Genomic DNA, 22,039 nt, shown 5'->3' with positions numbered 1-22,039 from the left:
ACAGCGGGCCTACGCCTCACTATTATCGTCATATGCTAAAATTCATTTTGTCATAGGTCAATAATGATCGACGGAAAAACCGCTAACGAAATTTTTGACAGTATCCGTCAACATGTCACTACAGGCACGCTGGCAGCAGGCGAAACGTTGCCGCCAGTGCGGGAACTGGCAACGGAATTAAACGTGAACCGCAATACTGTCGCGGCGGCTTACAAACGCCTGGTCACCTCCGGGTTGGCGCAGAGCCTGGGACGCAACGGCACGGTGATTAAGGGGATTACTGCCCCCGTTGCGCTGGAAGGTGGTAATCCGGATACCCCGCTTATCGATCTTTCCGGCGGTAATCCAGCGCCCTCGCGTCTTCCTGACCTGAGTAGTTATTTCGCGAAGATAAATAAGAATCCGCGGTTGTACGGCGATGCCGCTGTATCACCAGGGCTTAAGGTATGGGCATCACAATGGATGCAAAATGCAATGCCCGGCAAAGGGGAAATTGATATCACCAGCGGCGCCATTGATGCTATCGAACGGCTACTGTGCGCCCATTTACTGCCTGGAGATAGCGTTGTCGTAGAAGATCCATGCTTTTTGAGCAGCATCAACATGCTGCGTTATGCTGGTTTCTCCGCCAGTCCGGCCAATGTTGACCACGAAGGCATGCTGCCGGACCAACTGGAACTCGCGCTACAGAAAGGTGCGCGGGCAGTGATTCTGACACCGCGCGCGCATAACCCGACAGGATGCAGCCTGAGCGCTTCACGCGCGGCGCAATTGCAGGAAATCCTGGCCCGCTATCCGCAGACGCTGGTGATCGTCGACGACCACTTTGCGCTGCTATCTGCTTGCCACTGGTATCCGGTGATTGCGAAGGAAACCACGCACTGGGCGATTGTCCGTTCGATGTCAAAAACGTTAGGTCCGGATTTACGCCTGGCCATTGTGGCCAGCGATCCGCTCACTTCAGGGAAGCTACGTTTACGGCTCAACTCCGGCAGTCAGTGGGTCAGCCACCTGCTGCAGGATTTGGCCTGCGCCTGCCTGAGTGACGAGACTTATCAACACACGCTGGCGCAAACTCAGCAGTTTTACGCCACCCAGCAGCAAAAGTTGACAGCAGCGCTACGGCGACATGGCATTGAGTTGCCCGTTGGTGACGGTCTGAATATGTGGCTACCGCTGGATGATAACAGCCAGGCGATCGCTTTTGCGCTGGCAAAGTCCGGCTGGCTGGTGCGGGAAGGCGAAGTTTTTGGCGTCAATACGCCTGCCCACGGCCTGCGTATTACGCTGTCAACCTTAACTGACAGCGACATTGATAAGCTGGCGGCTGATATTCATCAGGCGCTAAAACGCTAACAGGAGAGAAAAAGTGCGAGTTCATTTTGTTATTCATGAGTCTTTCGAATCTGCTGGCGCGTATCTGCCGTGGGCCGAATCACGCGGCTATAGCGTCAGTTGGTCGCGCGTTTATGCCGGAGAAGCGGTCCCTGCGAACGCCGATGATTTCGATATGTTGGTGGTGTTTGGCGGTCCGCAGTCACCACGAACCACGCTGGCAGAGTGCCCGTACTTTGATTCTCAGGCCGAGCAGCATCTGATCAACCAGGCGATTGCGGCACGTAAAATTGTGGTGGGGATCTGCCTGGGTTCACAGTTAATCGGCGAAGCGCTGGGTGCGAAGGTGTGCCAGAGTCCGGAAAAAGAGATTGGTCACTACCCCATCGTTCTGACCGAAGCCGGTCAACAGCACCCGCTGTTCAGCCATTTCGGCTCACCGCTTACCGTCGGTCACTGGCACAACGACATGCCAGGATTAACCGACCAGGCGACCATTCTTGCTGCCAGCGAGGGCTGCCCACGACAAATCGTGCAATACGGTAATTTTGTTTATGGTTTTCAGTGCCATATGGAGTTTACGGCTGATGCTATAGAAGGGCTTATTCAACACTCCGAACAAGAACTGGCGGAAGCTAAAGGCAAGCGTTTCATCCGTTCCATTGAAGAGATGCGAGCATGGGATTATCAGCAGATGAATGAGAAACTGTGGCAATTCCTTGATAAGCTTGTGGAAAAACGTAACGATTGATTATGGCAGGCCGGATAAGACGCTTTACGTCGTCATCCGGCGCTCGTGCCGTACGTTTGCCTGATAGTGCTATGATTATCAGGCCTGAAAACTAAATCCCTAATCCCTGGTTAAAGTGCTCTTCGCCAAACACGCCGGTTGAAAGGTAGCGATCGCCGCGATCGCAGATAATCGCCACCACCACCGCTCCCGGTGTCGCGCGCGCCACACGTAACGCCCCCGCTACCGCGCCACCAGAACTGACACCACAGAAAATCCCTTCGCGAACGGCCAGTTCACGCATGGTGTTTTCCGCATCGTTCTGATGAATATCCAGCACCTCATCCACCAGCGAGGCGTTAAAAATGCCCGGCATATATTCCGCAGGCCAGCGGCGAATTCCCGGAATACTACTGCCCTCTTCCGGCTGCAGGCCAACGATGGTGACCGCTTTTTCTTGCTCACGCAGAAAACGCGACACACCGGTAATTGTGCCTGTCGTTCCCATACTGGAGACAAAGTGGGTAATACGACCTGACGTCTGCTGCCAGATTTCCGGTCCGGTGGTAGTGTAATGCGCGTACGGGTTATCCGGATTATTAAACTGATCCAGCAGCTTGCCTTCTCCACGCTGCGCCATCTCAAGGGCTAAATCGCGCGCGCCTTCCATCCCCTGCTCTTTGGTGACCAGAATCAGCTCGGCACCATAGGCGCGCATCGCCGCACGGCGCTCCTGGCTCATGTTGTCTGGCATCAGCAGCTTCATGCGGTAGCCCTTCAGCGCGGCGATCATTGCCAGCGCAATACCAGTATTACCGCTGGTCGCCTCAATCAGCACGTCGCCTGGCTTAATTTCTCCGCGCTTTTCCGCTTCGACGATCATCGACAACGCGGCGCGATCTTTCACCGAACCTGCGGGATTATTGCCTTCCAGCTTGACCCAAATTTCACTACCGTTATCCGGCGCCAGACGTTGTAATTTCACCAGAGGCGTATTGCCAATTGTTTGTTCTAATGTGTTCACGTTTTCAGCTCGTAAAAAAGCCCGGTAAGCGTAGCGCCACCGGGCGATAACTATGCAAATTAACCTATCAGGCTGATTGCGCCAGGGCAAGTTCCTCTTCACGCGTTTCAATACGCTGGTCGCCGCTATACAAGCGTGCATTTTGCAGCCCGACAAACAGACGTTCGCCGCGGCCAGGGGAATCATCGCCCTGCATGACTACCGTCAACGGTTCGTTATACCACCCCAGGGGTTGCACAACTAATTGGGTGTAGTGTCCTTTCGGGCTGGCTTCCAGCACTTGTACCGGCAACGGCGAATCCAGGCTGGTACGACGGCTCACGTCCACTTCCCACGGGCGCAGGAACAGATCCACCGGTCCCTGATAGCCAGGCGTATAACCCAGCGGCCAGCGGTGTGCGCCCACATGGAATTGGCCGCCACGAATCGTCCCCTGCAGGCGGTTAACCTCACCCATAAATTCCAGGACGAAACGAGTAGCCGGTTCGCGCCATACCTGATCCGGCGCATCAGCCTGTTCGATATGACCCTGACTCATCACCACCACGCGGTCTGCGACTTCCGTTGCTTCTTCCTGATCGTGGGTAACAAACACGCTGGTAAATTTCAGCTCTTCATGCAGCTGGCGCAGCCATCGACGCAGCTCTTTGCGCACCTGCGCATCAAGCGCGCCAAACGGTTCGTCGAGCAGCAGGATCTGCGGCTCTACCGCCAGCGCACGCGCCAACGCCACGCGCTGTTTTTGCCCGCCGGAGAGCTGTGCCGGGAAACGGTCCGCCAGATGAGCCAGTTGAACCATTTCCAGCAGTTTGGTCACTTTTGCTTTGATGGCCGCCGCACTCGGGCGCTCACGCCGTGGCAGGACCGTCAGACCAAACGCGATATTGTCGAAAACGGTCATATGACGAAACAGCGCATAGTGCTGGAACACGAACCCCACCTTACGGTCGCGGGCGTGCAATCGGCTGACGTCGGTACCGTGAAAACGGATATGCCCGCTGGACTGATGCTCCAGCCCGGCAATAATGCGCAGCAGCGTGGTTTTGCCCGAGCCGGATGGCCCCAACAGCGCGACCATCTGACCTGAAGGAATATCCAGCGAGATATCGTTCAGCACCTGGGTGCGACCAAAAGACTTCTTAATATTGGCAATCTCAATGCTCATGATTTTCCTCCTGCTGCGCGCGTTTTTCCTGGTTCTCCAGACGCCATTGCAACATGCTCTTCAAAAACAGGGTAATAATCGCCATCAGCGTTAATAGCGCCGCGGCGGTAAAGGAGCCGACCGTGTTGTAGTCCTGCTCCAGTAATTCAATCTGTAGCGGCAGCGATAAGGTTTCGCCGCGAATCGAGCCGGAAACCACTGACACCGCGCCAAACTCACCAATCGCACGGGCGTTGGTCAACACCACACCGTACAGCAATGCCCAACGGATATTCGGCAGCGTAACGCGGCGGAACATCTGCCAGCCGGACGCGCCCAACAGAACCGCGGCTTCATCTTCATTGCTGCCCTGGCTTAACATCACCGGCACCAGCTCACGCACCACAAACGGACAGGTCACGAACACTGTCACCAGCACCATCCCCGGCCAGGCAAACATAATTTGCAGGTTATGCTCATCCAGCCACCCACCAAGCGGGCCGTTAGAGCCGTAAAACAGCAGATAGACCAGACCGGCGACCACCGGCGAGACAGCAAATGGAATATCCAGTAACGTTAGTAGTAGTTGGCGTCCTGGGAAGTTAAAACGGGTCACCAGCCAGGCCAGCAACACACCAAACACCAGGTTCACCGGGACCGCAATCAGCGCAATCAGCACTGTCAGCCAGATGGCATGCAGCATGTCCGGATCCGCCAGGTTCTGTAATACCGGCATTAATCCCTTGCTGAACGCCTGCACGAAGATGTAAATCATCGGCACCAGCAAAATAAACGCGGAGACCAGCATGCCCGTGCCGATCAGAAACCATTTCCCCCAGTTGATGCGGGGTGCGCCATAGCGTTTCAATTGGGTAATGTCTGCCATCAGTGACCTACCACACGTCGACCAAAGCGACTTTGCAGAGTGTTAATTGAAAACAGCAGCAACAACGAAGCCCCGAGGATCACAGAAGCAATCGCGCTGGCGGCCGGGTAGTCAAACTCCTGCAAGCGAACAAAAATCATCAGCGAGGTCACTTCCGTTTTCCATGCGATGTTTCCGGCGATAAAAATAACCGCGCCAAACTCACCGAGGCTGCGGGTAAACGACAGCGCAACGCCCGCCACCAGCGCAGGAGACAGCTCCGGCAGCACTACTTTACGGAAACTTTGCCAGCGCGTAGCACCGAGCGTTTCAGCTGCTTCTTCATATTCCGGGCCTAACTCTTCCAGTACCGGTTGCACGGTACGCACCACAAACGGAATGCTGGTAAAGGCCATCGCTACCGCGATACCGAGCCAGGTGTAGGTCACCTTGATATCCAGCTTCGCCAGCCACTCGCCGTAGAAGCCATTAACCGAAAACAGTGACGCCAGCGTCAGACCTGCCACCGCCGTAGGCAGTGCGAACGGCAGGTCCATCAGCGCATCCAGCAGCGTACGGCCCGGAAAGCGATAGCGTGTTAAGATCCACGCCATCAGCAAACCGAACACGCCGTTAAAAATCGACGCCACAAACGCTGACAGCAGCGTCACTTTATAAGCCGCCACCACCTGCGGATTGGTAATCACATCCCAGTATTGCGCCCAGCTCATTTGCGCCAGTTGCATCACCAGCGCGCTCAGCGGCAGCAGCAATATCAGGCAGACAAACAGTAAGCTGGTGCCCAGGCTCAAAGTGAAGCCGGGCAGCACACGTCGGGAAGAAACAGCAAACATTTACTTACGCCCCGCCGCCAGCAGTTTGTCCAGCTCACCGCCGCTGACAAAGTGCGTTTTCATCACTTCAGGCCACGAGCCAAACTTATCTTCCACACGGAACAATTCGGTCTGCGGGAATTTATCTTTCAGCTTGTCCATTACCTGCGGGTTATTCACGCGGTAATAGAAATCGGTAATGATGGTTTGCGCCTGCGGGCTGTACAGCCAGTTCAGGTAAGCTTTCGCCGCTTTTTCAGTACCGTTGGCCTGCACATTTTTATCTACCCAAGCCACCGGGAACTCCGCCAGAATGTTGACCTTCGGCACCACCACTTCGAAGCCCTGGTCTTCGTACTGTTTACGGATATTGTTCACTTCCGATTCAAAGGTAATCAGTACGTCGCCCAGACCGCGCTCCACGAAGGTGGTAGTTGCACCACGACCGCCGGTATCAAATACTTCCACGTTTTTCAGAAACTGGGTCATGAACTGTTCGGTTTTAGCTTTATCCCCACCGTCCGCTTTATCTGCCGCGCCCCACGCAGCCAGATAGGTATAGCGTGCGTTACCGGAGGTTTTCGGGTTCGGGAAAATCAGCTTCACGTCCGGGCGAACCAGATCGTTCCATTCGTGGATATTCTTCGGGTTGCCCTTACGCACCAAAAACGCCATGGTGGAATAGAATGGCGAACTGTTATTCGGCAGGCGGCTTTGCCAGTCGGCAGGGATCAGCTTGCCTTTGTCATGCAGGATCTGCACGTCGGTCACCTGGTTATAGGTCACGACGTCAGCTTTCAGCCCCTGCAAAATCGCCAACGCCTGTTTTGATGACCCGGCATGAGATTGTTTAATCGTCAGTTTGTCGCCGCCGTTATCCTTCGCCCATTGCTGTTCAAACGGCGGATTAAGGGCGGCAAACAGCTCGCGGGAAACATCGTATGAACTGTTCAGCAGTTCCGTTGCCTGCGCCTGCCCCACCAGCAACAGCATGGCTGCCAGCGTCAGTGTTCTTTTTTTCAGTAAGTTAACGGCCATTGCGCACCCTTATAAATTAAATGACTTTCTTATGGTCATCATATTTATAACCAGTGCTAAAGGAGTAACGGTTTTATATACCGTTTGATGATTTGAAAGTTGAAAAGAGAATAAGGGGTACCTCCTCCCCAGCACATGGGGAGGAGACCGGCATCAATCAGACGCCGACGCTTACGCTTTCAGGCAAAGTGCTGCCGCCATCAATCACGTTTTGCGTGCCAGTTAAATAACTGGACTCATCCGATGCCAGGAACGCCGCCAGTTCACCGACCTCAAGCGGGCAGGCCAGACGACGCATCGGGATCGCTTTCGCCATTTCGACTAAAACGGATTCAGGATCTTCCGGGTTAGACTGACGCGCAATGCTTTCCGCCATCGGCGTACGAACGTAGCCAGGGCAAATGGCGTTCACGCGAATGCCGGACTGCGCATATTCTACCGCCAGGGATTTGGTCAAACCGATGATCGCGGCTTTCGACAGCGCGTAGGCCGTTTCGCCCGGGTCAGCAACCATATCGCCGGTCACCGATGACATCATCACGATGCGCCCATCTTTGCGCGCAATCATCTCCGGCAGAACGGCTTTCGTCACGTTCCAGACGCCTTTAATGTTGATATCAATGTGGAAATCGCGATCTTCATCGCTCATATCAAGGAAATTGCCGAGGCGGCATACGCCGGCATTGTTCACCAGAATATCGATTTTGCCTTCAATCTGCTTCGCGCGCGTCACCGCTTCCTTGACCGACGCAAAATCTCTGACGTCAGCGTGAACAGCTGTGCAACGGTGCCCTCGCCCAGCCAACTCATCCGCCAGTTTTTCAATCTCATCGGAGATATCCAGCAGGATTAAGTTCGCACCATGGCGGGCAAACGTTCTGGCGATACCCTCGCCAATACCCTGAGATGCGCCAGTAATCAATGCTGTTTTGCCCGTGAGTTTTCCCATTTCAATATTCTCCTTTTGAATATGAAGCCTTCGCTTCATTCACGCAGAAGATACAGCAATAACAAATTAGTGCTGAGGAATAGCTCACTAAATCAGGTTAATCTCAGGTAAAAAAAATCCCCGACGATGCGGGGATGTCTATTTCGTGGCCGATAACAGGCTCAGCTCACCATTACAGCGCCATTAAACGGTCCAGCGACGGTGCAAAGTAATAACCGCCGGTTACCGGTTTGGTGAAGCGCAGCATCGCATCACGCTTACCGTCGGTGTCACCAAACATGCTCAGCAATTGTTGTTCAATGTTGTGCAGACGAGCGCAGTAGGCGCAGAAATAGAGACCATGCGTGCCGCTGGCAGTACCGTATGGCAGGCTCTGGCGCACAATTTTCAGCCCTTTACCGTCTTCTTTTAGGTCAACACGGCTCAGGTGAGAGGTGACCGGACGGTCATCACCGTCGATCTCTTCGTTGGCTTCCTTGGTGCGACCAATCATCATTTCCTGGTCATGGATGCTCATGCGATTAAGCTGCTTCAGGTTATGTTCCCAACGCTGCACAAACACATAGCTGCCACCGGCATCCACGCCATCTTTGATAACGGCAACTTCACGGCGCGTTTCTTCGCCTGCCGGGTTTTCCGTACCGTCAACAAAGCCGCTGAGATCGCGCTCTTCGACCCAACGGAAACCATGGATTTCTTCTTTAACTTCAATACAGTCGCCAAATGCTTCCATTGCCGCCTGCGCAACGGAGAAATTCACGTCATGACGCAAAGAGAGAATGTGGATCAACACGTCATATTGGGTTGCTGGTGCCAGACCTTTACCGTAAGGGATAAAGTCTTTTAACTCTTCAGCACCGACGCCGCCGCTCAATGCACGCCAGGTGTTGTTGCCGAAAGCGACAACCGCGCCCAGGTGAGCATCCGGGAACTTAGCTTCAAAGGTCGCCAGCTTATCGGCGAAGTTTTTGCTGGCCGCACGCAGGGCATCAACGTCGCCTTTAACATTGGCTTCAATCCAAATCGCCGCACGGCAATGTTCTGGCAAAATGCCACTCTGAACCTGAGACATTGTTCCTCCTGAAAAAAAGATGCCACGACATCGTGGCATTGATGGGCGCTATTCTACCTGTTTTTTTAACAAGCCGATTTGTTCAGACGCAAATTAACGCCGCCAGATAATTTTGCTTACTTTCCACGCTTTCAGCGTGTCGTCAGACGGCATTATATCCTCAGGCCCACTCCATTCGCCGGAAAAAATATAGCTAATATGTTGACTTCCCTCAGCTTTACACTCAACGCCCGCGCTGTCATCGCCGGTTGCTTTTTGGCAATTACCGAAAGCTTTAGTGTAAAGGTCGCTAAACGGTGTACCGATTTCGACACCCGCGGCTGACGAAATATCGTGATCTAATACATCAATACGACTGATGGTTCCCTGGCTGCCGTTGATGACTATCGCCAGCTTGTCGTCTTTCATCGCTTCATAGAAGCGCACCACATTACCGTTATCGGTCTTCATTCCGCTACGCAGGCGGTAATCGCCGTCCAGCGCATCAGCAATGGCTTTTTCATCCAGCGGCGTAGCGCCCGTTAACGCTCCTACGCCCTGCTCTGTGACCTGCGTTGAAGAACCAAACCAGTTCCACGGATTGGCGGCAGACCAGTTCACCGAGGACAACGTTGAACACCCGGCCAGTAGCAGCGGCATCGCGCATAAAGTCAAACGCAGTGATTTCATTTCACTTCCTTCCTTATTTATCAACGGTGCTTGGAGTCCGGTTTCCCCAAAAAGTGCCGTTATTCTTTCTCAAGGGAAAAACAGGCACGCAGACGTTGATTGGTTAACAGCCAGATCAGCGCGACGATATCCGCCACCAGCAGCGCCAGCCCGACGCCGTTGAGCGGATCGCCTGCCAGCCACATCACCGGCTGCCAGCACAGCAGCACCAGTTGAGCGAGAATCAATAATCCTCGCAGCCAGCGCCAGATCACCGGAAACGCAAAGCGTCGCCCGCTGAGTAAAAACGCCAACACGGCGGGAACGCCGGGAAGCAACCCCAGCCAGAATGCGTCATGATCGGGATAAAACAGATTCAGCAAGGTGTTGCCCTGCTCACGGGAAGAACCGGCAATCACAAACAAAACCCAGGTGCGTGCCTGCAACAGCAGTACGCACCAGAAAAGAAAAGGCAGGCGCAGACGCCCATGACCGTCATAGTCGGCCGGATGAAACTCAGTACTCTTCATCTTCGATCAAACGCTTGCCCAGATTGAGTACATCCGCATGTTCATAGCCCAAACGTTCATACATGCCCTGTACGACGTCGTTATCGTCACGCACCATGATTTGAATCTTCGGACAACCGCGGGCAATGAGCTTTTTCTCCAGCCGGTTGAGCAGCGCATTGGCGATGCCGCGACCGCGAAACTCAGGATGCACGCCCAAGTAATAGGCGGAACCGCGATGCCCGTCGTATCCGCCCATCACTGTACCGACCACCTCACCGTTCACTTCAGCGACGAGGAACAAGCTGACGTCATGATTGACTTTACGTTCGATGTCCATTTCAGGGTCGTTCCATGGACGCAGCAAATCACAACGCTCCCAGAGGGTGATCACCTCTTCGAAATCTTCCTGGCGAAAAACGCGTATTTCCATGGTATTGGGTACCTTTTCAGGACGTTAAAAAGCGATTATGGCGCGAACGGCTGATTTAGCCAATATCTGACGCGAAGCGGCGGAAAAAATGGCATAATACGGAATTGTCACGTATTGAAATGAAAAGTAAAACAATTCTTATCTCGATCCGTCGCAACGGACTACGCGATACGATATAACGTTTAGAACCTTTTTTTTACAACTCAGGCCGTATGAGCACTTTTAAACCACTAAAAACACTCACATCGCGCCGCCAGGTGCTGAAAGCCGGGCTGGCCGCCCTGACGCTGTCAGGCATGTCACAAGCCATCGCTAAAGAAGAAGCGCTAAAGACCAGCAATGGACACAGCAAACCGAAAGCGAAAAAATCCGGTGCTAAGCGCGTTGTTGTCCTTGATCCGGGGCACGGAGGAATTGATACCGGCGCAATTGGTCGCAACGGCTCGAAAGAAAAGCACGTTGTGTTGGCTATTGCCAAAAACGTGCGCTCGATCCTACGTAACCAGGGGATTGATGCACGCCTGACCCGCTCCGGCGATACGTTTATTCCGCTCTACGATCGCGTCGAGATCGCCCACAAACATGGTGCCGATCTGTTCATGTCGATCCACGCCGACGGTTTTACCAATCCGAGCGCTGCGGGTGCTTCGGTCTTTGCCTTATCCAATCGCGGTGCCAGTAGCGCCATGGCGAAATATCTGTCCGATCGTGAAAACCGGGCCGATGAAGTCGCCGGAAAGAAGGCCACTGATAAAGATCATTTGTTGCAGCAGGTGCTGTTCGATCTGGTGCAAACTGACACCATAAAAAACAGCCTGACGTTAGGCTCGCATATTCTTAAGAAGATCAAGCCGGTACACCGTCTGCACAGTCGCAGCACGGAACAGGCCGCCTTCGTGGTGCTAAAATCACCTTCGATTCCGTCGGTCCTGGTCGAAACCTCGTTCATCACCAACCCGGAAGAAGAACGATTGCTGGGTACGGCGGCGTTTCGTCAGAAAATCGCCACCGCTATCGCCAATGGCATCATCAGCTATTTCCACTGGTTTGATAACCAGAAAGCACACTCGAAGAAACGTTAACCATGAAGCCCGATGCACAGCGCGTAAAACAGTTCCTGCTCAGCCTGCAGGATGAGATTTGTCAGCAGTTATCCACCGTAGACGGCAGCGAATTTGTTGAGGATAACTGGCAACGCGAAGCGGGCGGCGGCGGGCGCAGTCGGGTGTTGCGTAACGGCGGTATTTTCGAGCAAGCAGGCGTCAACTTCTCCCACGTCCACGGCGATGCAATGCCGGCCTCGGCTACCGCGCATCGCCCGGAGCTTGCCGGGCGCAGTTTTGAAGCCATGGGCGTCTCGTTGGTGGTGCACCCGCAGAATCCCTACATTCCAACCAGTCATGCCAACGTACGGTTTTTTATCGCGGAAAAACCGGGGGCCGATCCCGTGTGGTGGTTTGGCGGTGGCTTTGACTTAACGCCCTACTACGGCTTTGATGAGGATGCGGTTCACTGGCATCGCACGGCGCGGGACCTGTGCCAGCCGTTTGGCGATGACGTTTATCCACGTTACAAAAAGTGGTGCGATGACTACTTCTTCCTCAAGCACCGCAACGAGCAGCGCGGCATTGGCGGGCTGTTTTTCGATGATTTGAATACCCCTGATTTCGACCACTGCTTCGCTTTTATGCAGGCGGTAGGTCAAGGATACACCGAGGCGTATCTGCCCATCGTCGAACGCCGCAAAATGATGAGCTGGGGCGAGCGCGAACGTAATTTCCAGCTTTATCGTCGTGGGCGCTATGTGGAATTTAATCTGGTGTGGGATCGCGGCACGTTGTTCGGTTTGCAAACCGGCGGGCGCACGGAATCGATTCTGATGTCGATGCCGCCGCTGGTACGCTGGGAGTATGACTGGCAGCCAGAAGCGAACAGCCCGGAAGCTGCCCTTAGCGAGTTTATTCAGGTCCGCGACTGGGTGTAATTGCCTGATGGCGCTACGCTTATCAGGCCTGCAACAACGGCAAACCCGTAGGCCGGATAAGACGCGTTAGCGTCGCATCCGGCACAATAATCTCATCATGCCCACTGGCGCATACGCTGATGCAGCGTCAACGACGGTTTCTCCGCAAACAGCTGCTGGTAGTCGGTGGCAAACTGCCCTAAATGCCAGAATCCCCACTGCATGGCTGCGTCTTTCACCGTCGCACTCTGCGACCATGGGCTTATCAACTCACGGCGCACGGCGTTCAGGCGAATACGTTTCAACCAGGCATTCGGGCCAATACCGAGGATCGCGTGAAAGGCGTTTTGCAACGTCCGGCGGCTAACGTGCAGCTGATTGCATAAGTCGAGCACGGTCAGCGGCTCTGACATATTTTCCAGCACATATTCGCGCGCACGTGACAGCAAGCGACGATAGCTCTGATGGCTGATGCTCTCCGCAGTCATAATCGGCTGCGCTTCTTCCAGCATGGTGCCCATCGCCAGCAGCAGGTTATCCCCCAACACTTTACGCACCGCGGGTTGGTGAAGGTTTTCAGGATTCTCACTAAACGTCGCCAGCGCCTGCTGCACAAAGCCCCATAGCGCGGCTTTGTGTTGTTCTTTAACTTCCAGCGCCGACTGATTGCGCAGCATATGTAGCACCCTTTCCGGGTTATGCAGGAAGTTGGCCTGACGAGCAATGGCCTCTTCCGAAATGACGACACCCAAAATGGTGTAATCATCCGGCGTACTCAGTTCAAACTCCGTCCCGCCTGGGCGGGTGGCAATTTCAGCGCTACCCAAACACTGGGTACCAATAAATCCCTGCTCGCCGCGCGTGGCCGGAATGCCAAACCAAAATGAGTTTGGCCAGACAAGGCACGACTGACGCAGCGCCAGTCCGGTGTATTCACGGAACACCTGAATATCATCGAGCAGGATTTCCGTGAACTCGCCATGAAATTTTCCCGGATGCAGCTGGTCGTAGATCTGCTGCCAGGCGGTAATCGTCAGCGCGTGCTCATACACATCCGTTGTTCGCCGTTGGTGAACGTTGTCCACTTCCACTTTCGGCGTCAGTTTAACGTCTTCGGGTAATACTTCATGATAAAGATGGTGCAAGTTTGCAGTACGGTTCTTTTTCATGATCTTTTAAGCCGGAAGCTTCAACGAAGCCCCCGGCCCTCCGACAGGTTAATTTTTTAAGCGGTAGCGACTACTGCGTTTACGCAACGCTCCATCAGAAAAGAGCTGTTCCAGCGCATTTCTGGCTTCATCAAGTGACCAGCCAAAGTGGGCCGCCACTTCCCCTGCCGTCATTCCTTGACGGACCGATGCTAACAGCGTCAGAAGTTGGGCAGAGGATTCAGACGTCACTGGGGCGTCCTGTGTCTTCTCTGGTTTCACTTCTGTTTTCGCTTCTGGCTTCTGTTCAGGTTTCTTCGGCTGGCGTTTAAAACCGCCGATCAGCCACTGGGTGTCATCGTCCGGCCGGCCTATTTCCTTACGGCTGATAACACGGCCCGTACGCGCTGCGGCTGCACTGCCAGCATCCAGCGCTGCGCGGCATGCCGCCAGATCGCCTTCCACCACCAGCGTCAGCCGACCAGGATCGAGCACTTCGTGGCTAAGCAGACGCACGTTCGCAGCTTTCAGCATGGCATCGGCCGCGTCCACGGCAGCCACCATGCCATCCACTTCCAGTAATCCCAGTGCATTGATCATCACTACCTCTCTTACGCGCGCTGGATTGGATTACGGGCAATATCCAGAACGGCATCGGCAAAGGCGTTACATGCGGCTTTACAAGCGGCCTGGCTACCGGTCAAAAACGCGGCTGAATAGTTAGTTTCTGACGGCGGTGGTACATAGGTCACCAGTTGTACATCGGCAGATTTCAGCGCGGCATCAATACCAAATGTCGCTTCCAGCGGCGGTGCTACCAGATACGCCATCGGATCGCCCAGTCGGCATCCCGCGGTTGCGGAGAGATACGAACCGGTACGCGAAACCACATGCGCCAGGAAGGCGGTATCTTCTGCGTCATTCGCCCACTGGAATGCCGCCCCGCTTTCAATATTGGCCACCATCGCGTCCAGACCCGCGCGAACTTCGGCCGGGTTTGGTCCACCGAGCATAATCAGCACTTCGCCCGAGGTTGGAGAGGGACTGTGCGCCGCACCGGCATACAGCGAGCGGCCATAAACCACTTCGACCATTGCCTGTTTTGTCGCTTCGTCTGCGGCAATATACGCCACGTCATCAGAATCTGCTGTGATGAGTCCGAGGCTACGTATATGTGGCGGTAATTTAAGTTCGCGGGCAAAACCGTCATTTACCGAGGCAATCACACGCATTGCGGTGACTGAAGGTCTAATTAAATCTAATGCTGGCATGATGCCTCCTTAACGGGTCATATTGATACCGGATGCTTTTTGCTCCAGCATGCGCTTGGCCAAATCCACAATCACCGCCGCCGCTTCAACCGGTGGCGTACCGCCCTGGTGAATGTTCGAGATACAGGTACGATCAGCCTCAACGGTGGTCGCCACACGCGGCGAATAGACGGCATAGCAAGAAAGACTTTCCGACTGGCCGAGGCCCGGACGTTCACCAACCAGCAGGATCACCGCTTTTGCACCCAGCAGTTCGCCGATCTGATCTTCGATTTTCACGCGCCCATAGCGAACAAAGAACGGCGTCCCGACCTTCAATCCGGCCTGTTTTAAGCCCGACAACAGCGGCGGCAGGATCTCTTCATAGTTAGCGGTAATCGCGTCGGTAGACAGGCCATCAGAAATAATCACCTGCACATCCGGATTCATTACACACTGTGATTTCAGTGCTTCAATGGCTTCCGCACTCAGACGACGCCCCATATCCGGACGCGTCAGATACAGGTTTTTGTCGCTGATTTCCGAGCGCACTTCCAGCAGCCCCTGGGCTTTTACCCACTCTTCCGGCACTTCTTTCAATACCGTATCTTTCGAACGCGAGTGGTCAGCCAGGAAACGCAGCAGCGCCTGGGTACGCGGACGAGGACCGGCACGACCGGTACATACACGCGCAGCGGTGCTACGGCGAAGTTCAGTCAACACCTCTGCACGGTGCGGATTCTCAACGCCAATCCACGCTTTGGCTTCGGCTGAGCCTAAGTCCATCGCGCAGCTTTCACCGGTCGGCGCGGCGCACTGCGTGGTGCTGCATTTTGCTGGTGCTGACGGTTCTTGAGCCTGCGGTTGAGACTCACCCATTGACGCCATTACGCTGCGTACAATTTCTTCAATCTGTTTTTGATCCATCGTGTGTCATCCCCGCGTCATCAGAAGAACAGTGACGGATCGCCCGCCCGTTTGGTCAGGCGACCGTTTGCCATAATGCCCATGGTTTCCAGCCAGCGTTCAAACTCCGGCGACGGACGCAGGTTCAGCAGCTGACGCACGGTCGCGGTGTCATGGAAGGCGGTGGTCTGATAGTTGAGCATGATGTCGTCACCGAGCGGCATGCCCATGATGTAGTTGCAGCCAGCGGTGGCGAGCAGAATCATCAGGTTTTCGTTAAGGTTCTGGTCAGCATCAGCATGGTTGGTGTAGCAGCAGTCACAGCCCATTGAGATGCCGCTCAGCTTGCCCATAAAGTGATCTTCCAGACCCGCGCGAATAATCTGACGGTCGTTGTAGAGATACTCCGGCCCGATAAAGCCCACCACGGTGTTCACCAGGAACGGATCATAGTGGCGTGCCAGCCCGTAGTTACGCGCTTCCATCGTCACCTGATCGGCGCCGAAGTTCGCGCCCGCGGAAAGTGCAGACCCTTGCCCGGTTTCGAAGTACAGGCAGTTTTCCCCGGCGATACGGTTGAACTCAGCGCCCACTGCGCGCGCTTCATCCAGCATGGCCAGCTCAACGCCAAACTCTTTTAAGCCTTTTTCGCTACCGCAGATACTCTGGAAAATCAGCCCGCCCGGCGCGCCGCGACGAATCGCTTCGATCTGGGTAGTTACGTGTGCCAGTACGCAGCCCTGGGTCGGGATGTTGAATTTGTCGATAACGCCGTACACGGTATCCAGTACGCGGCTTAAGTTTTCCACGTCATCCGTTACCGGGTTTACGCCAATCACCGCATCACCCGCCCCGAAGGACAGCCCTTCGTAGATTTGTGCGGCAATACTCTGCACGTCATCACGGGTGTCGTTCGGCTGTAAACGGCAGCTGAAGGTGCCCGGTAGACCGATGGTGGTATTGGCCTTTTTGATCACCGGCATTTTCTTACCGCCGTAGATCAGGTCCGCGTTAGAGCAGATTTTTGCTACCGCAGCGACCACTTCCGACGTTAACCCTTTGCGCGTAAACGCAATGTCATCAACGGAGGTTTCATCGCTCAGCACGTACTCGCGCAGCTCGCTGATACTCCAGTTTTTGATACGGTTATAGGCCGTTTCGTTGACGTCATCCTGAATCAGACGAGTAACACAGTCCTCTTCATAGGAAATCACCGGGTTATTGCGGATATCCGCCACCGTCATTTCCGACAGTACCTGCTTGGCTGCCACGCGCTCCTGCGAACTGGTTGCGGCCACTCCTGCCAGCACATCCCCCGAACGCAGTTCGTTGGCTTTTGCCAGCACCTCTTTAACATCCTTAAACTGATAAACATTGCCGAACAATGTGGTCTTTAGTTTCATAAGTCGTTCCCTCAGGAAGGAAATGCGAGTGATTTCACCGTCACCGGCACAACCGATCCGCCAAAAAGAGGCGTACCAATGTCGATATAGTCCCCCGCCCGGACAACCACCTCATCGATGACTGCCAGCGGGTGTTGCTGTAACTGTGGGCGTAACAGCATGCCCAGGGCCTTACCAAAATCCTGCTCGGCTACCACCAGCAGGGGATGCGGATTCGGATAGCGCGCGACAAAGGCCAGCAGCGCATCAATCACCGTTAACAGCGCGGCATAGCGCACCGGCAGCGAACCGGGCAGCGCCAGCACGTAGGCGTCCGTTTGCGGGTCCAGATCGAGCTGCATTAGCGCCTGTTGCCAGGCGGCCACCAAATCAGCCTCATCAACCGGAATCGCCACCGGCAGATTGCGCAGCGGAAGCGCCACGCCTTCCAGCCAGATGGTGCTGCCCGAAAGCGACAGCGTATGCGCACCGGCGCCAATCACCGTGGCGCGCACGGTTTGCGCCGGGAACTGCACGTTCATCTCACGCAGGCGCGGATGTTCATGCAGTGCCGTTGCTAACAGCGGGCCAATGTCGGAAAAACAGAACGGATCGGCTGGTTGGTTGCGGTAGCACTCGCCCACCCCGCCGGACAACGTAATCACTTCCGGTTTCACGCCCGCCGGTAACAGGCCGGTTTGCATCAGCGCCTGCGCCAGCGGTGATAACGTGCCGTCAATCACCTCCACAATCAGCGCCGCCATCCGTCGGGCTACCTGAACAAGCTGCGCCGCATTGAGGGTTCGGGCGTCGGTGCCCGGACCAAATACGTCATCAACAATCATCTGCCCCGGCTGATGCGCATGTACTACTCGCCCCTGGCCGTCCGTTTCCAGCAGTCGTCCGCCGACGTTCAGGCAAGCCGAACCGCTGACCTTTCCGGCATCAAACAGAACGTAGTTCGACGTACCGCCACCAATGTCGATATTCAGTACGCGGCACAACTTCTGCTCGGACAGGGTTTGTGCCCCCGCACCGTGACCGGCAATCACCGATTCCAGATGCGGACCGGCGCTGGCCACCACAAAATCCCCCAGCGACTGAGAGAGCGCCATCACCGCCGGACGCGCATTACGGGTTTTGGCACTTTCTCCGGTGATGATGATCGCGCCGGAATCGACAGTCTCAGGTGCAATACCCGCCGCCTGGTACTGGGCGAGGATCAGCGCCTTAAGTTCGGCCTCTTTCAACCCGCCCTGCTTATCAACGGGGGTAAAGAACACCGGGCTTTGCCAGCTAATTTCGCGTTTGATGAATTCGTAGCGCGGCACCTGCGACACTGCCGCACGGTTGACTAACTCAAGGCGCGAGAAAATCACCTGAGTGGTAGTGGTGCCGATATCGATACCGACGCTCAATAGCTGGCGAGTATTCACGATTGCGCCTCCGGGTTGGTTTCTACTTCTGCTGGCACATCTTCATCTTTCGGTACCAACAGCATAGCCACACCAATCGCCGTCACGCCGCCAATCAACTTGCCGACAATCATCGGGAAGATCATCGCGTTCATGTTGGCAGCGGCGAAGCCTAAGTGGTCACCCAGTGCAAAGGCCGCGGAGACCGCAAAGGCGCAGTTGATCACTTTGCCGCGGGTATCCATATTCTTCATCATGCCGAACATTGGGATGTTGTTCGCCAGCGTCGCAACCATACCGGCAGCCGCAATATTATTGATTTTTAACAGGTTACCGACGCTCATCAGCGGTTTTTCAAACCAGCGGGTTAACAGCAGTACCATTGGGTACGCACCGAGCAGTACGCAGGAAATAGAACCGATAACTTCGATGGCGCGCATCACTTCACCCGGCTTGTCGCCCGGAGCCATGAAGATAGGATCAAGACCTGGGATCAGCTCCCAGCCGAGCAGGAATTTGACCACCGCTGCTGCCAGGCCGATGGTGATCAGCGCCACCAGGAATTTCGCGAAGATCTGGAAGCCGTTGATCATTTTTTCCGGGATGAATTTCAGTCCCAGCGCCACCAGCACAGCCACGATCAGCACCGGGATCATATTCATCAGGATCAGCGCGAAGGTGAACTCCACCGGCTGTCCGTTGATTTCGACGCCGGAGTACATCGCAATCAAACCGCCCGCAATACAACCAATCGGAATGGTGACAATACCCGCCAGCACGCCCAGCGCCAGATAACGACGGTCAGACGGTTCAATAATCCCCAGCGCAACCGGAATGGAGAAGACCAGCGTCGGCCCCATCATCGCCCCGAGGATCAGGCCAGAGTACAGCCACGCCGCAACGTCGCCGCCCGCCAGTTCTTTCGCCAGGAAGAAGCCGCCCATATCGCACGCCAGCAGCGTTCCGGCAAACATCGACGGGTTCGCGCCCAGCATTTCATACAGCGGAATAATCACTGGCCCGAGCACATGCGCCAGAACCGGTGCCAGCGCGGTCATACCGACCATCGCCAGACCCAGCGCGCCCATCGCCATAAAACCTTCTTCAAACTGGCCGCCCGATCCCTCAATACTCTTACCGAACTTACCGAGGAAGCGTGCCGAACCGCCGAACTGCGACAGGATCCTGTCCACGGCGGCAATCAGCATAAAGAACATCATGATGTACATGATGATTTCGTTAATTCCCATAGCCCCTACTCCCTGTCATTTGTGATTTGTAGGCCGGATAAGACGTTTACGTCGCCTCCGGCATTAACGCCGTGTTATTGCCGGATGGCGGTGCGAGCACCTTATCCGGCCTACAGGCATTACCCGGCAGCCGCGTACAGGTCGATGATCTGTGCCTGCGTGGCGGTGCGTGGGTTACTGCGAATACAAATATCCTCCAGCGCGGCGTGAGCCCATGCGCTGTACTGCTCGGGCTTTGCCCCAACGTCAGAGAGTCGTTTGGTCTGGCCCACTTCGCTAATCAACTCGCTGACCGCGTTGATAGCATCACGATCGTCCGATTTCTTGTTGGTTAACGCGCGTCCGATATGGCTAAAGCGCTCACGACACACCATGCGGTTGAACCCCATTACCGTCGGCAGCAGCATGGCGTTAGCCTGTCCGTGTGGAATGTGCAACGTCGCCCCCGGCTGGTGCGCCATCGCATGGCACAGGCCAAGCCCAGCGCTGGAAAACGCCATCCCGGCCATACAGGAAGCCAGCAGCATGCTTTCGCGCGCAGCCAGATCCTGACCGTAGCCGACGGCCTTCGGCAGCGATTTACCGATCATCGCTATCGCGCCAATCGCCAGGCTGTCGGTAAACGGCGCCGCGTTCAGTGCGCTATACGCTTCAACGGCGTGCGTCAGTGCATCAATCCCGGTCATCGCCGTTACGTGCGCAGGCACACCTTCCGTCAATGCGGCGTCAAGGATCGCCACATCCGGCATCAGGGTTGCGTGGGCCAGTACTTTTTTGAGTCCGGTCGCGGCGTCGATAATCACCGTGACGTTCGTGGTTTCTGAGCCCGTTCCGGCGGTAGTCGGTACGGCAATCAGCGGCAGACGCGGGCGTAACACGCTACGCTCGTCCATGTCAGCCAGCGTCTGGGTAGGATTGGTCACCAGCAACGCCACTGCCTTGGCGGCATCCAGCACGGAACCGCCGCCGAAAGCCACGACACCGTCGCACTTTGATTCACGCAGTTGCGCGACTGCCGCGCAGACGTCCGTAATGCACGGTTCACCTACCGGACATGGCCACAGCGTCATTGCCACACCTTTCATCGCCAGGCTGCGCTCCAGTGCGGCGGTCATCCCCGCCTGATGCAGAAAGCTGTCAACCATGACGAACATATGCGTCAGTCCGCGCGTTTGTGCTTCCTGTCCGCAGGTACTAAGCGCTCCCAGTCCACATAACGTAACCGGGGGAACGCTAAACGTTTTTACGCGTTGCAGATTCAGGGTATCGAATGCCTGAAAGAGCGCGGTCTGCAATTCAGCTTGCATAGATTCCTTCCGCTTTTTCTTTTCCGCTGTTTGCAATCGCCAGCGGAGTCATAAACAGGCTGTGCTGGGGTAAATGCACCTGCAGTTCCGGGAAACGCTTACGGAACAGTTCATCAACGCCTGGCTGCATACAGGAGCCACCCGCCAGCCACAAATCAGCGACACCCTGTCCGGCAATATGGTGCGCCACGATTTCCGCCATCTTTTCGTAGACAGGCTTCACCACCGGCCAGATTTCTTTGCCATTGCTGCGCTTGTACTGCTCGGCTTCTTCCAACTGGATACGACGGTTCCCGGCCAGCGTCAGAGAGATATGGTGCCCGCCGGTCGCTTCATCAGCGGAGTATGTCACTTTGCCCTGTTTAACAATCGCAATCCCGGTAGTGCCACCACCAATATCCACCACGCCGGCGTTATCAAGCTGCAACAGATCCGCCACCGCGGTTGGTTCGTCGAGGACATGGCTCACTTCAAGCCCGGCAGACTCCAGCACGTTAATAGAGATGCGTGGGTCAGTTCCCGGTGGAAACGAGGTTGCCGCATGGGTAAAACGGCAACCCAGTTGTTGTTCGAGCGTATCGAGATGGCGACGAACGATGGTCACCGCACCAAAGAAATCCCAGACGATGCCATCGCGCACGACATCGGCCCAGTCCAGGCAAACCGCGACCGGCTGTCCATCACTGTCCACAACCATCGACACCACATCACACGTTCCCAAATCAATGCCCAACCACAGCGGTGAATCGCTCTTTGCGGGCGTCTGGTTACATAGCGTTGCCGCTTTTAGCAGTCTGGGTGTCAACCAACGTTGTTCGTCGTGCGCCATCTCATTTAC

23 protein-coding genes are annotated in these 22,039 nt (G+C 55.3%); 4 read left to right on the top strand and 19 right to left on the bottom strand.

Features of this window, described 5'->3' with window-relative positions:
• The first annotated feature begins 63 nt into the window (after positions 1 to 63).
• On the top strand, positions 64 to 1,356 hold the full coding sequence (ptsJ, locus tag OGY17_RS21385) for a MocR-like B6 salvage transcription factor PtsJ (protein ID WP_191226952.1): 1,293 nt from the start codon (positions 64 to 66) through the stop codon (positions 1,354 to 1,356).
• A 13-nt stretch (positions 1,357 to 1,369) separates the two neighbouring features.
• Positions 1,370 to 2,086, top strand: coding sequence for a type 1 glutamine amidotransferase (locus tag OGY17_RS21380; protein WP_048234763.1), 717 nt, complete (start codon positions 1,370 to 1,372; stop codon positions 2,084 to 2,086).
• Between the two features lie 91 nt (positions 2,087 to 2,177).
• Here OGY17_RS21380 and cysM read toward each other — a convergent pair whose 3' ends face one another.
• The 10 genes from cysM to OGY17_RS21330 form a co-directional block, all read right to left on the bottom strand.
• Positions 2,178 to 3,089 (bottom strand): cysteine synthase CysM, encoded by a 912-nt coding sequence (cysM, locus tag OGY17_RS21375; protein ID WP_003835014.1) that lies wholly within the window; start codon positions 3,087 to 3,089, stop codon positions 2,178 to 2,180.
• A gap of 67 nt (positions 3,090 to 3,156) precedes the next feature.
• Entirely contained in the window at positions 3,157 to 4,254 is a 1,098-nt protein-coding gene (cysA, locus tag OGY17_RS21370) for a sulfate/thiosulfate ABC transporter ATP-binding protein CysA (RefSeq protein WP_286608304.1), read from the bottom strand.
• Complete coding sequence (gene cysW, locus OGY17_RS21365; RefSeq protein WP_003038064.1) at positions 4,244 to 5,119, bottom strand: sulfate/thiosulfate ABC transporter permease CysW; 876 nt, start codon at positions 5,117 to 5,119, stop codon at positions 4,244 to 4,246. The genes cysA and cysW overlap by 11 nt, the downstream gene beginning before the upstream one ends.
• A complete protein-coding gene (gene cysT / locus OGY17_RS21360) occupies positions 5,119 to 5,952 on the bottom strand; it encodes a sulfate/thiosulfate ABC transporter permease CysT (RefSeq protein WP_003038061.1) in 834 nt (277 codons plus the stop codon). The genes cysW and cysT overlap by 1 nt, the downstream gene beginning before the upstream one ends.
• On the bottom strand, positions 5,953 to 6,969 hold the full coding sequence (cysP, locus tag OGY17_RS21355; RefSeq protein WP_003835019.1) for a thiosulfate/sulfate ABC transporter substrate-binding protein CysP: 1,017 nt from the start codon (positions 6,967 to 6,969) through the stop codon (positions 5,953 to 5,955).
• 157 nt (positions 6,970 to 7,126) lie between these two features.
• Positions 7,127 to 7,918 carry an SDR family oxidoreductase UcpA gene (ucpA, locus tag OGY17_RS21350; protein ID WP_003835020.1) on the bottom strand — a complete coding sequence of 264 codons (792 nt, stop codon included), beginning with the start codon at positions 7,916 to 7,918 and terminating at the stop codon, positions 7,127 to 7,129.
• Between the two features lie 172 nt (positions 7,919 to 8,090).
• Complete coding sequence (gene yfeX, locus OGY17_RS21345; protein WP_048234761.1) at positions 8,091 to 8,990, bottom strand: porphyrinogen peroxidase; 900 nt, start codon at positions 8,988 to 8,990, stop codon at positions 8,091 to 8,093.
• A gap of 93 nt (positions 8,991 to 9,083) precedes the next feature.
• Entirely contained in the window at positions 9,084 to 9,659 is a 576-nt protein-coding gene (locus OGY17_RS21340) for an RpoE-regulated lipoprotein (RefSeq protein WP_048215807.1), read from the bottom strand.
• A 59-nt stretch (positions 9,660 to 9,718) separates the two neighbouring features.
• Positions 9,719 to 10,168, bottom strand: coding sequence for a DUF2919 domain-containing protein (locus OGY17_RS21335; protein WP_003835027.1), 450 nt, complete (start codon positions 10,166 to 10,168; stop codon positions 9,719 to 9,721).
• Positions 10,155 to 10,580, bottom strand: coding sequence for a GNAT family acetyltransferase (locus OGY17_RS21330; RefSeq protein ID WP_003038048.1), 426 nt, complete (start codon positions 10,578 to 10,580; stop codon positions 10,155 to 10,157). Before OGY17_RS21330 ends, OGY17_RS21335 begins: the two co-directional genes overlap by 14 nt.
• 212 nt (positions 10,581 to 10,792) lie before the next feature.
• Between OGY17_RS21330 and amiA the strand changes: the two genes are divergently transcribed.
• Entirely contained in the window at positions 10,793 to 11,662 is an 870-nt protein-coding gene (gene amiA / locus OGY17_RS21325) for an N-acetylmuramoyl-L-alanine amidase AmiA (protein WP_003038046.1), read from the top strand.
• Positions 11,663 to 11,664: 2 nt separating this feature from the next.
• Complete coding sequence (gene hemF, locus OGY17_RS21320; protein WP_048224960.1) at positions 11,665 to 12,564, top strand: oxygen-dependent coproporphyrinogen oxidase; 900 nt, start codon at positions 11,665 to 11,667, stop codon at positions 12,562 to 12,564.
• Positions 12,565 to 12,659: 95 nt separating this feature from the next.
• On the opposite strand, the gene eutR is transcribed toward hemF, so the two are convergent.
• The 9 genes from eutR to eutJ form a co-directional block, all read right to left on the bottom strand.
• The gene (eutR, locus tag OGY17_RS21315) at positions 12,660 to 13,712 is read right to left on the bottom strand and encodes an HTH-type transcriptional regulator EutR (RefSeq protein ID WP_003835032.1); all 1,053 of its coding nucleotides are present in this window, start codon (positions 13,710 to 13,712) and stop codon (positions 12,660 to 12,662) included.
• A gap of 48 nt (positions 13,713 to 13,760) precedes the next feature.
• The gene (eutK, locus tag OGY17_RS21310) at positions 13,761 to 14,291 is read right to left on the bottom strand and encodes an ethanolamine utilization microcompartment protein EutK (protein WP_003835033.1); all 531 of its coding nucleotides are present in this window, start codon (positions 14,289 to 14,291) and stop codon (positions 13,761 to 13,763) included.
• Positions 14,292 to 14,302: 11 nt separating this feature from the next.
• The gene (eutL, locus tag OGY17_RS21305) at positions 14,303 to 14,962 is read right to left on the bottom strand and encodes an ethanolamine utilization microcompartment protein EutL (RefSeq protein WP_003838537.1); all 660 of its coding nucleotides are present in this window, start codon (positions 14,960 to 14,962) and stop codon (positions 14,303 to 14,305) included.
• A 9-nt stretch (positions 14,963 to 14,971) separates the two neighbouring features.
• Positions 14,972 to 15,868, bottom strand: coding sequence for an ethanolamine ammonia-lyase subunit EutC (eutC, locus tag OGY17_RS21300; RefSeq protein WP_008785418.1), 897 nt, complete (start codon positions 15,866 to 15,868; stop codon positions 14,972 to 14,974).
• Positions 15,869 to 15,888: 20 nt separating this feature from the next.
• On the bottom strand, positions 15,889 to 17,250 hold the full coding sequence (eutB, locus tag OGY17_RS21295; RefSeq protein ID WP_003038029.1) for an ethanolamine ammonia-lyase subunit alpha: 1,362 nt from the start codon (positions 17,248 to 17,250) through the stop codon (positions 15,889 to 15,891).
• Between the two features lie 11 nt (positions 17,251 to 17,261).
• Positions 17,262 to 18,665: an ethanolamine ammonia-lyase reactivating factor EutA gene (gene eutA / locus OGY17_RS21290; protein ID WP_103285613.1), complete on the bottom strand. Its 1,404-nt coding sequence runs from the start codon at positions 18,663 to 18,665 to the stop codon at positions 17,262 to 17,264.
• Positions 18,662 to 19,894 carry an ethanolamine utilization protein EutH gene (gene eutH / locus OGY17_RS21285; RefSeq protein WP_003835043.1) on the bottom strand — a complete coding sequence of 411 codons (1,233 nt, stop codon included), beginning with the start codon at positions 19,892 to 19,894 and terminating at the stop codon, positions 18,662 to 18,664. The genes eutA and eutH overlap by 4 nt, the downstream gene beginning before the upstream one ends.
• 119 nt (positions 19,895 to 20,013) lie before the next feature.
• Positions 20,014 to 21,201 (bottom strand): ethanolamine utilization ethanol dehydrogenase EutG, encoded by a 1,188-nt coding sequence (gene eutG, locus OGY17_RS21280; RefSeq protein WP_286608302.1) that lies wholly within the window; start codon positions 21,199 to 21,201, stop codon positions 20,014 to 20,016.
• Complete coding sequence (gene eutJ / locus OGY17_RS21275; RefSeq protein WP_079935155.1) at positions 21,191 to 22,030, bottom strand: ethanolamine utilization protein EutJ; 840 nt, start codon at positions 22,028 to 22,030, stop codon at positions 21,191 to 21,193. The genes eutG and eutJ overlap by 11 nt, the downstream gene beginning before the upstream one ends.
• Positions 22,031 to 22,039: the final 9 nt, after the last annotated feature.

The organism is Citrobacter sp. Cpo126 (assembly GCF_030332445.1).
GTDB classification, from domain to species: Bacteria; Pseudomonadota; Gammaproteobacteria; order Enterobacterales; family Enterobacteriaceae; genus Citrobacter; species Citrobacter portucalensis.
The sequence above is the reverse complement of the archived record's forward strand: the minus strand, read 5'-3'. Positions and strand labels throughout refer to the sequence as shown.

Excerpts from the sequence above, each read along its gene's own strand:
- cysA (WP_286608304.1), bottom strand. The coding sequence starts at position 4,254 with ATGAGCATTGAGATTGCCAATATTAAGAAGTCTTTTGGTCGCACCCAG.
- ucpA (WP_003835020.1), bottom strand. The coding sequence starts at position 7,918 with ATGGGAAAACTCACGGGCAAAACAGCATTGATTACTGGCGCATCTCAG.
- OGY17_RS21335 (WP_003835027.1), bottom strand. The coding sequence starts at position 10,168 with ATGAAGAGTACTGAGTTTCATCCGGCCGACTATGACGGTCATGGGCGT.
- eutR (WP_003835032.1), bottom strand. The coding sequence starts at position 13,712 with ATGAAAAAGAACCGTACTGCAAACTTGCACCATCTTTATCATGAAGTA.
- cysT (WP_003038061.1), bottom strand. The coding sequence starts at position 5,952 with ATGTTTGCTGTTTCTTCCCGACGTGTGCTGCCCGGCTTCACTTTGAGC.
- hemF (WP_048224960.1), top strand. The coding sequence starts at position 11,665 with ATGAAGCCCGATGCACAGCGCGTAAAACAGTTCCTGCTCAGCCTGCAG.
- ptsJ (WP_191226952.1), top strand. The coding sequence starts at position 64 with ATGATCGACGGAAAAACCGCTAACGAAATTTTTGACAGTATCCGTCAA.
- eutG (WP_286608302.1), bottom strand. The coding sequence starts at position 21,201 with ATGCAAGCTGAATTGCAGACCGCGCTCTTTCAGGCATTCGATACCCTG.
- cysW (WP_003038064.1), bottom strand. The coding sequence starts at position 5,119 with ATGGCAGACATTACCCAATTGAAACGCTATGGCGCACCCCGCATCAAC.
- eutB (WP_003038029.1), bottom strand. The coding sequence starts at position 17,250 with ATGAAACTAAAGACCACATTGTTCGGCAATGTTTATCAGTTTAAGGAT.
- OGY17_RS21340 (WP_048215807.1), bottom strand. The coding sequence starts at position 9,659 with ATGAAATCACTGCGTTTGACTTTATGCGCGATGCCGCTGCTACTGGCC.
- cysP (WP_003835019.1), bottom strand. The coding sequence starts at position 6,969 with ATGGCCGTTAACTTACTGAAAAAAAGAACACTGACGCTGGCAGCCATG.
- yfeX (WP_048234761.1), bottom strand. The coding sequence starts at position 8,990 with ATGTCTCAGGTTCAGAGTGGCATTTTGCCAGAACATTGCCGTGCGGCG.
- eutL (WP_003838537.1), bottom strand. The coding sequence starts at position 14,962 with ATGCCAGCATTAGATTTAATTAGACCTTCAGTCACCGCAATGCGTGTG.
- OGY17_RS21330 (WP_003038048.1), bottom strand. The coding sequence starts at position 10,580 with ATGGAAATACGCGTTTTTCGCCAGGAAGATTTCGAAGAGGTGATCACC.
- eutK (WP_003835033.1), bottom strand. The coding sequence starts at position 14,291 with ATGATCAATGCACTGGGATTACTGGAAGTGGATGGCATGGTGGCTGCC.
- eutH (WP_003835043.1), bottom strand. The coding sequence starts at position 19,894 with ATGGGAATTAACGAAATCATCATGTACATCATGATGTTCTTTATGCTG.
- eutJ (WP_079935155.1), bottom strand. The coding sequence starts at position 22,030 with ATGGCGCACGACGAACAACGTTGGTTGACACCCAGACTGCTAAAAGCG.
- eutC (WP_008785418.1), bottom strand. The coding sequence starts at position 15,868 with ATGGATCAAAAACAGATTGAAGAAATTGTACGCAGCGTAATGGCGTCA.
- amiA (WP_003038046.1), top strand. The coding sequence starts at position 10,793 with ATGAGCACTTTTAAACCACTAAAAACACTCACATCGCGCCGCCAGGTG.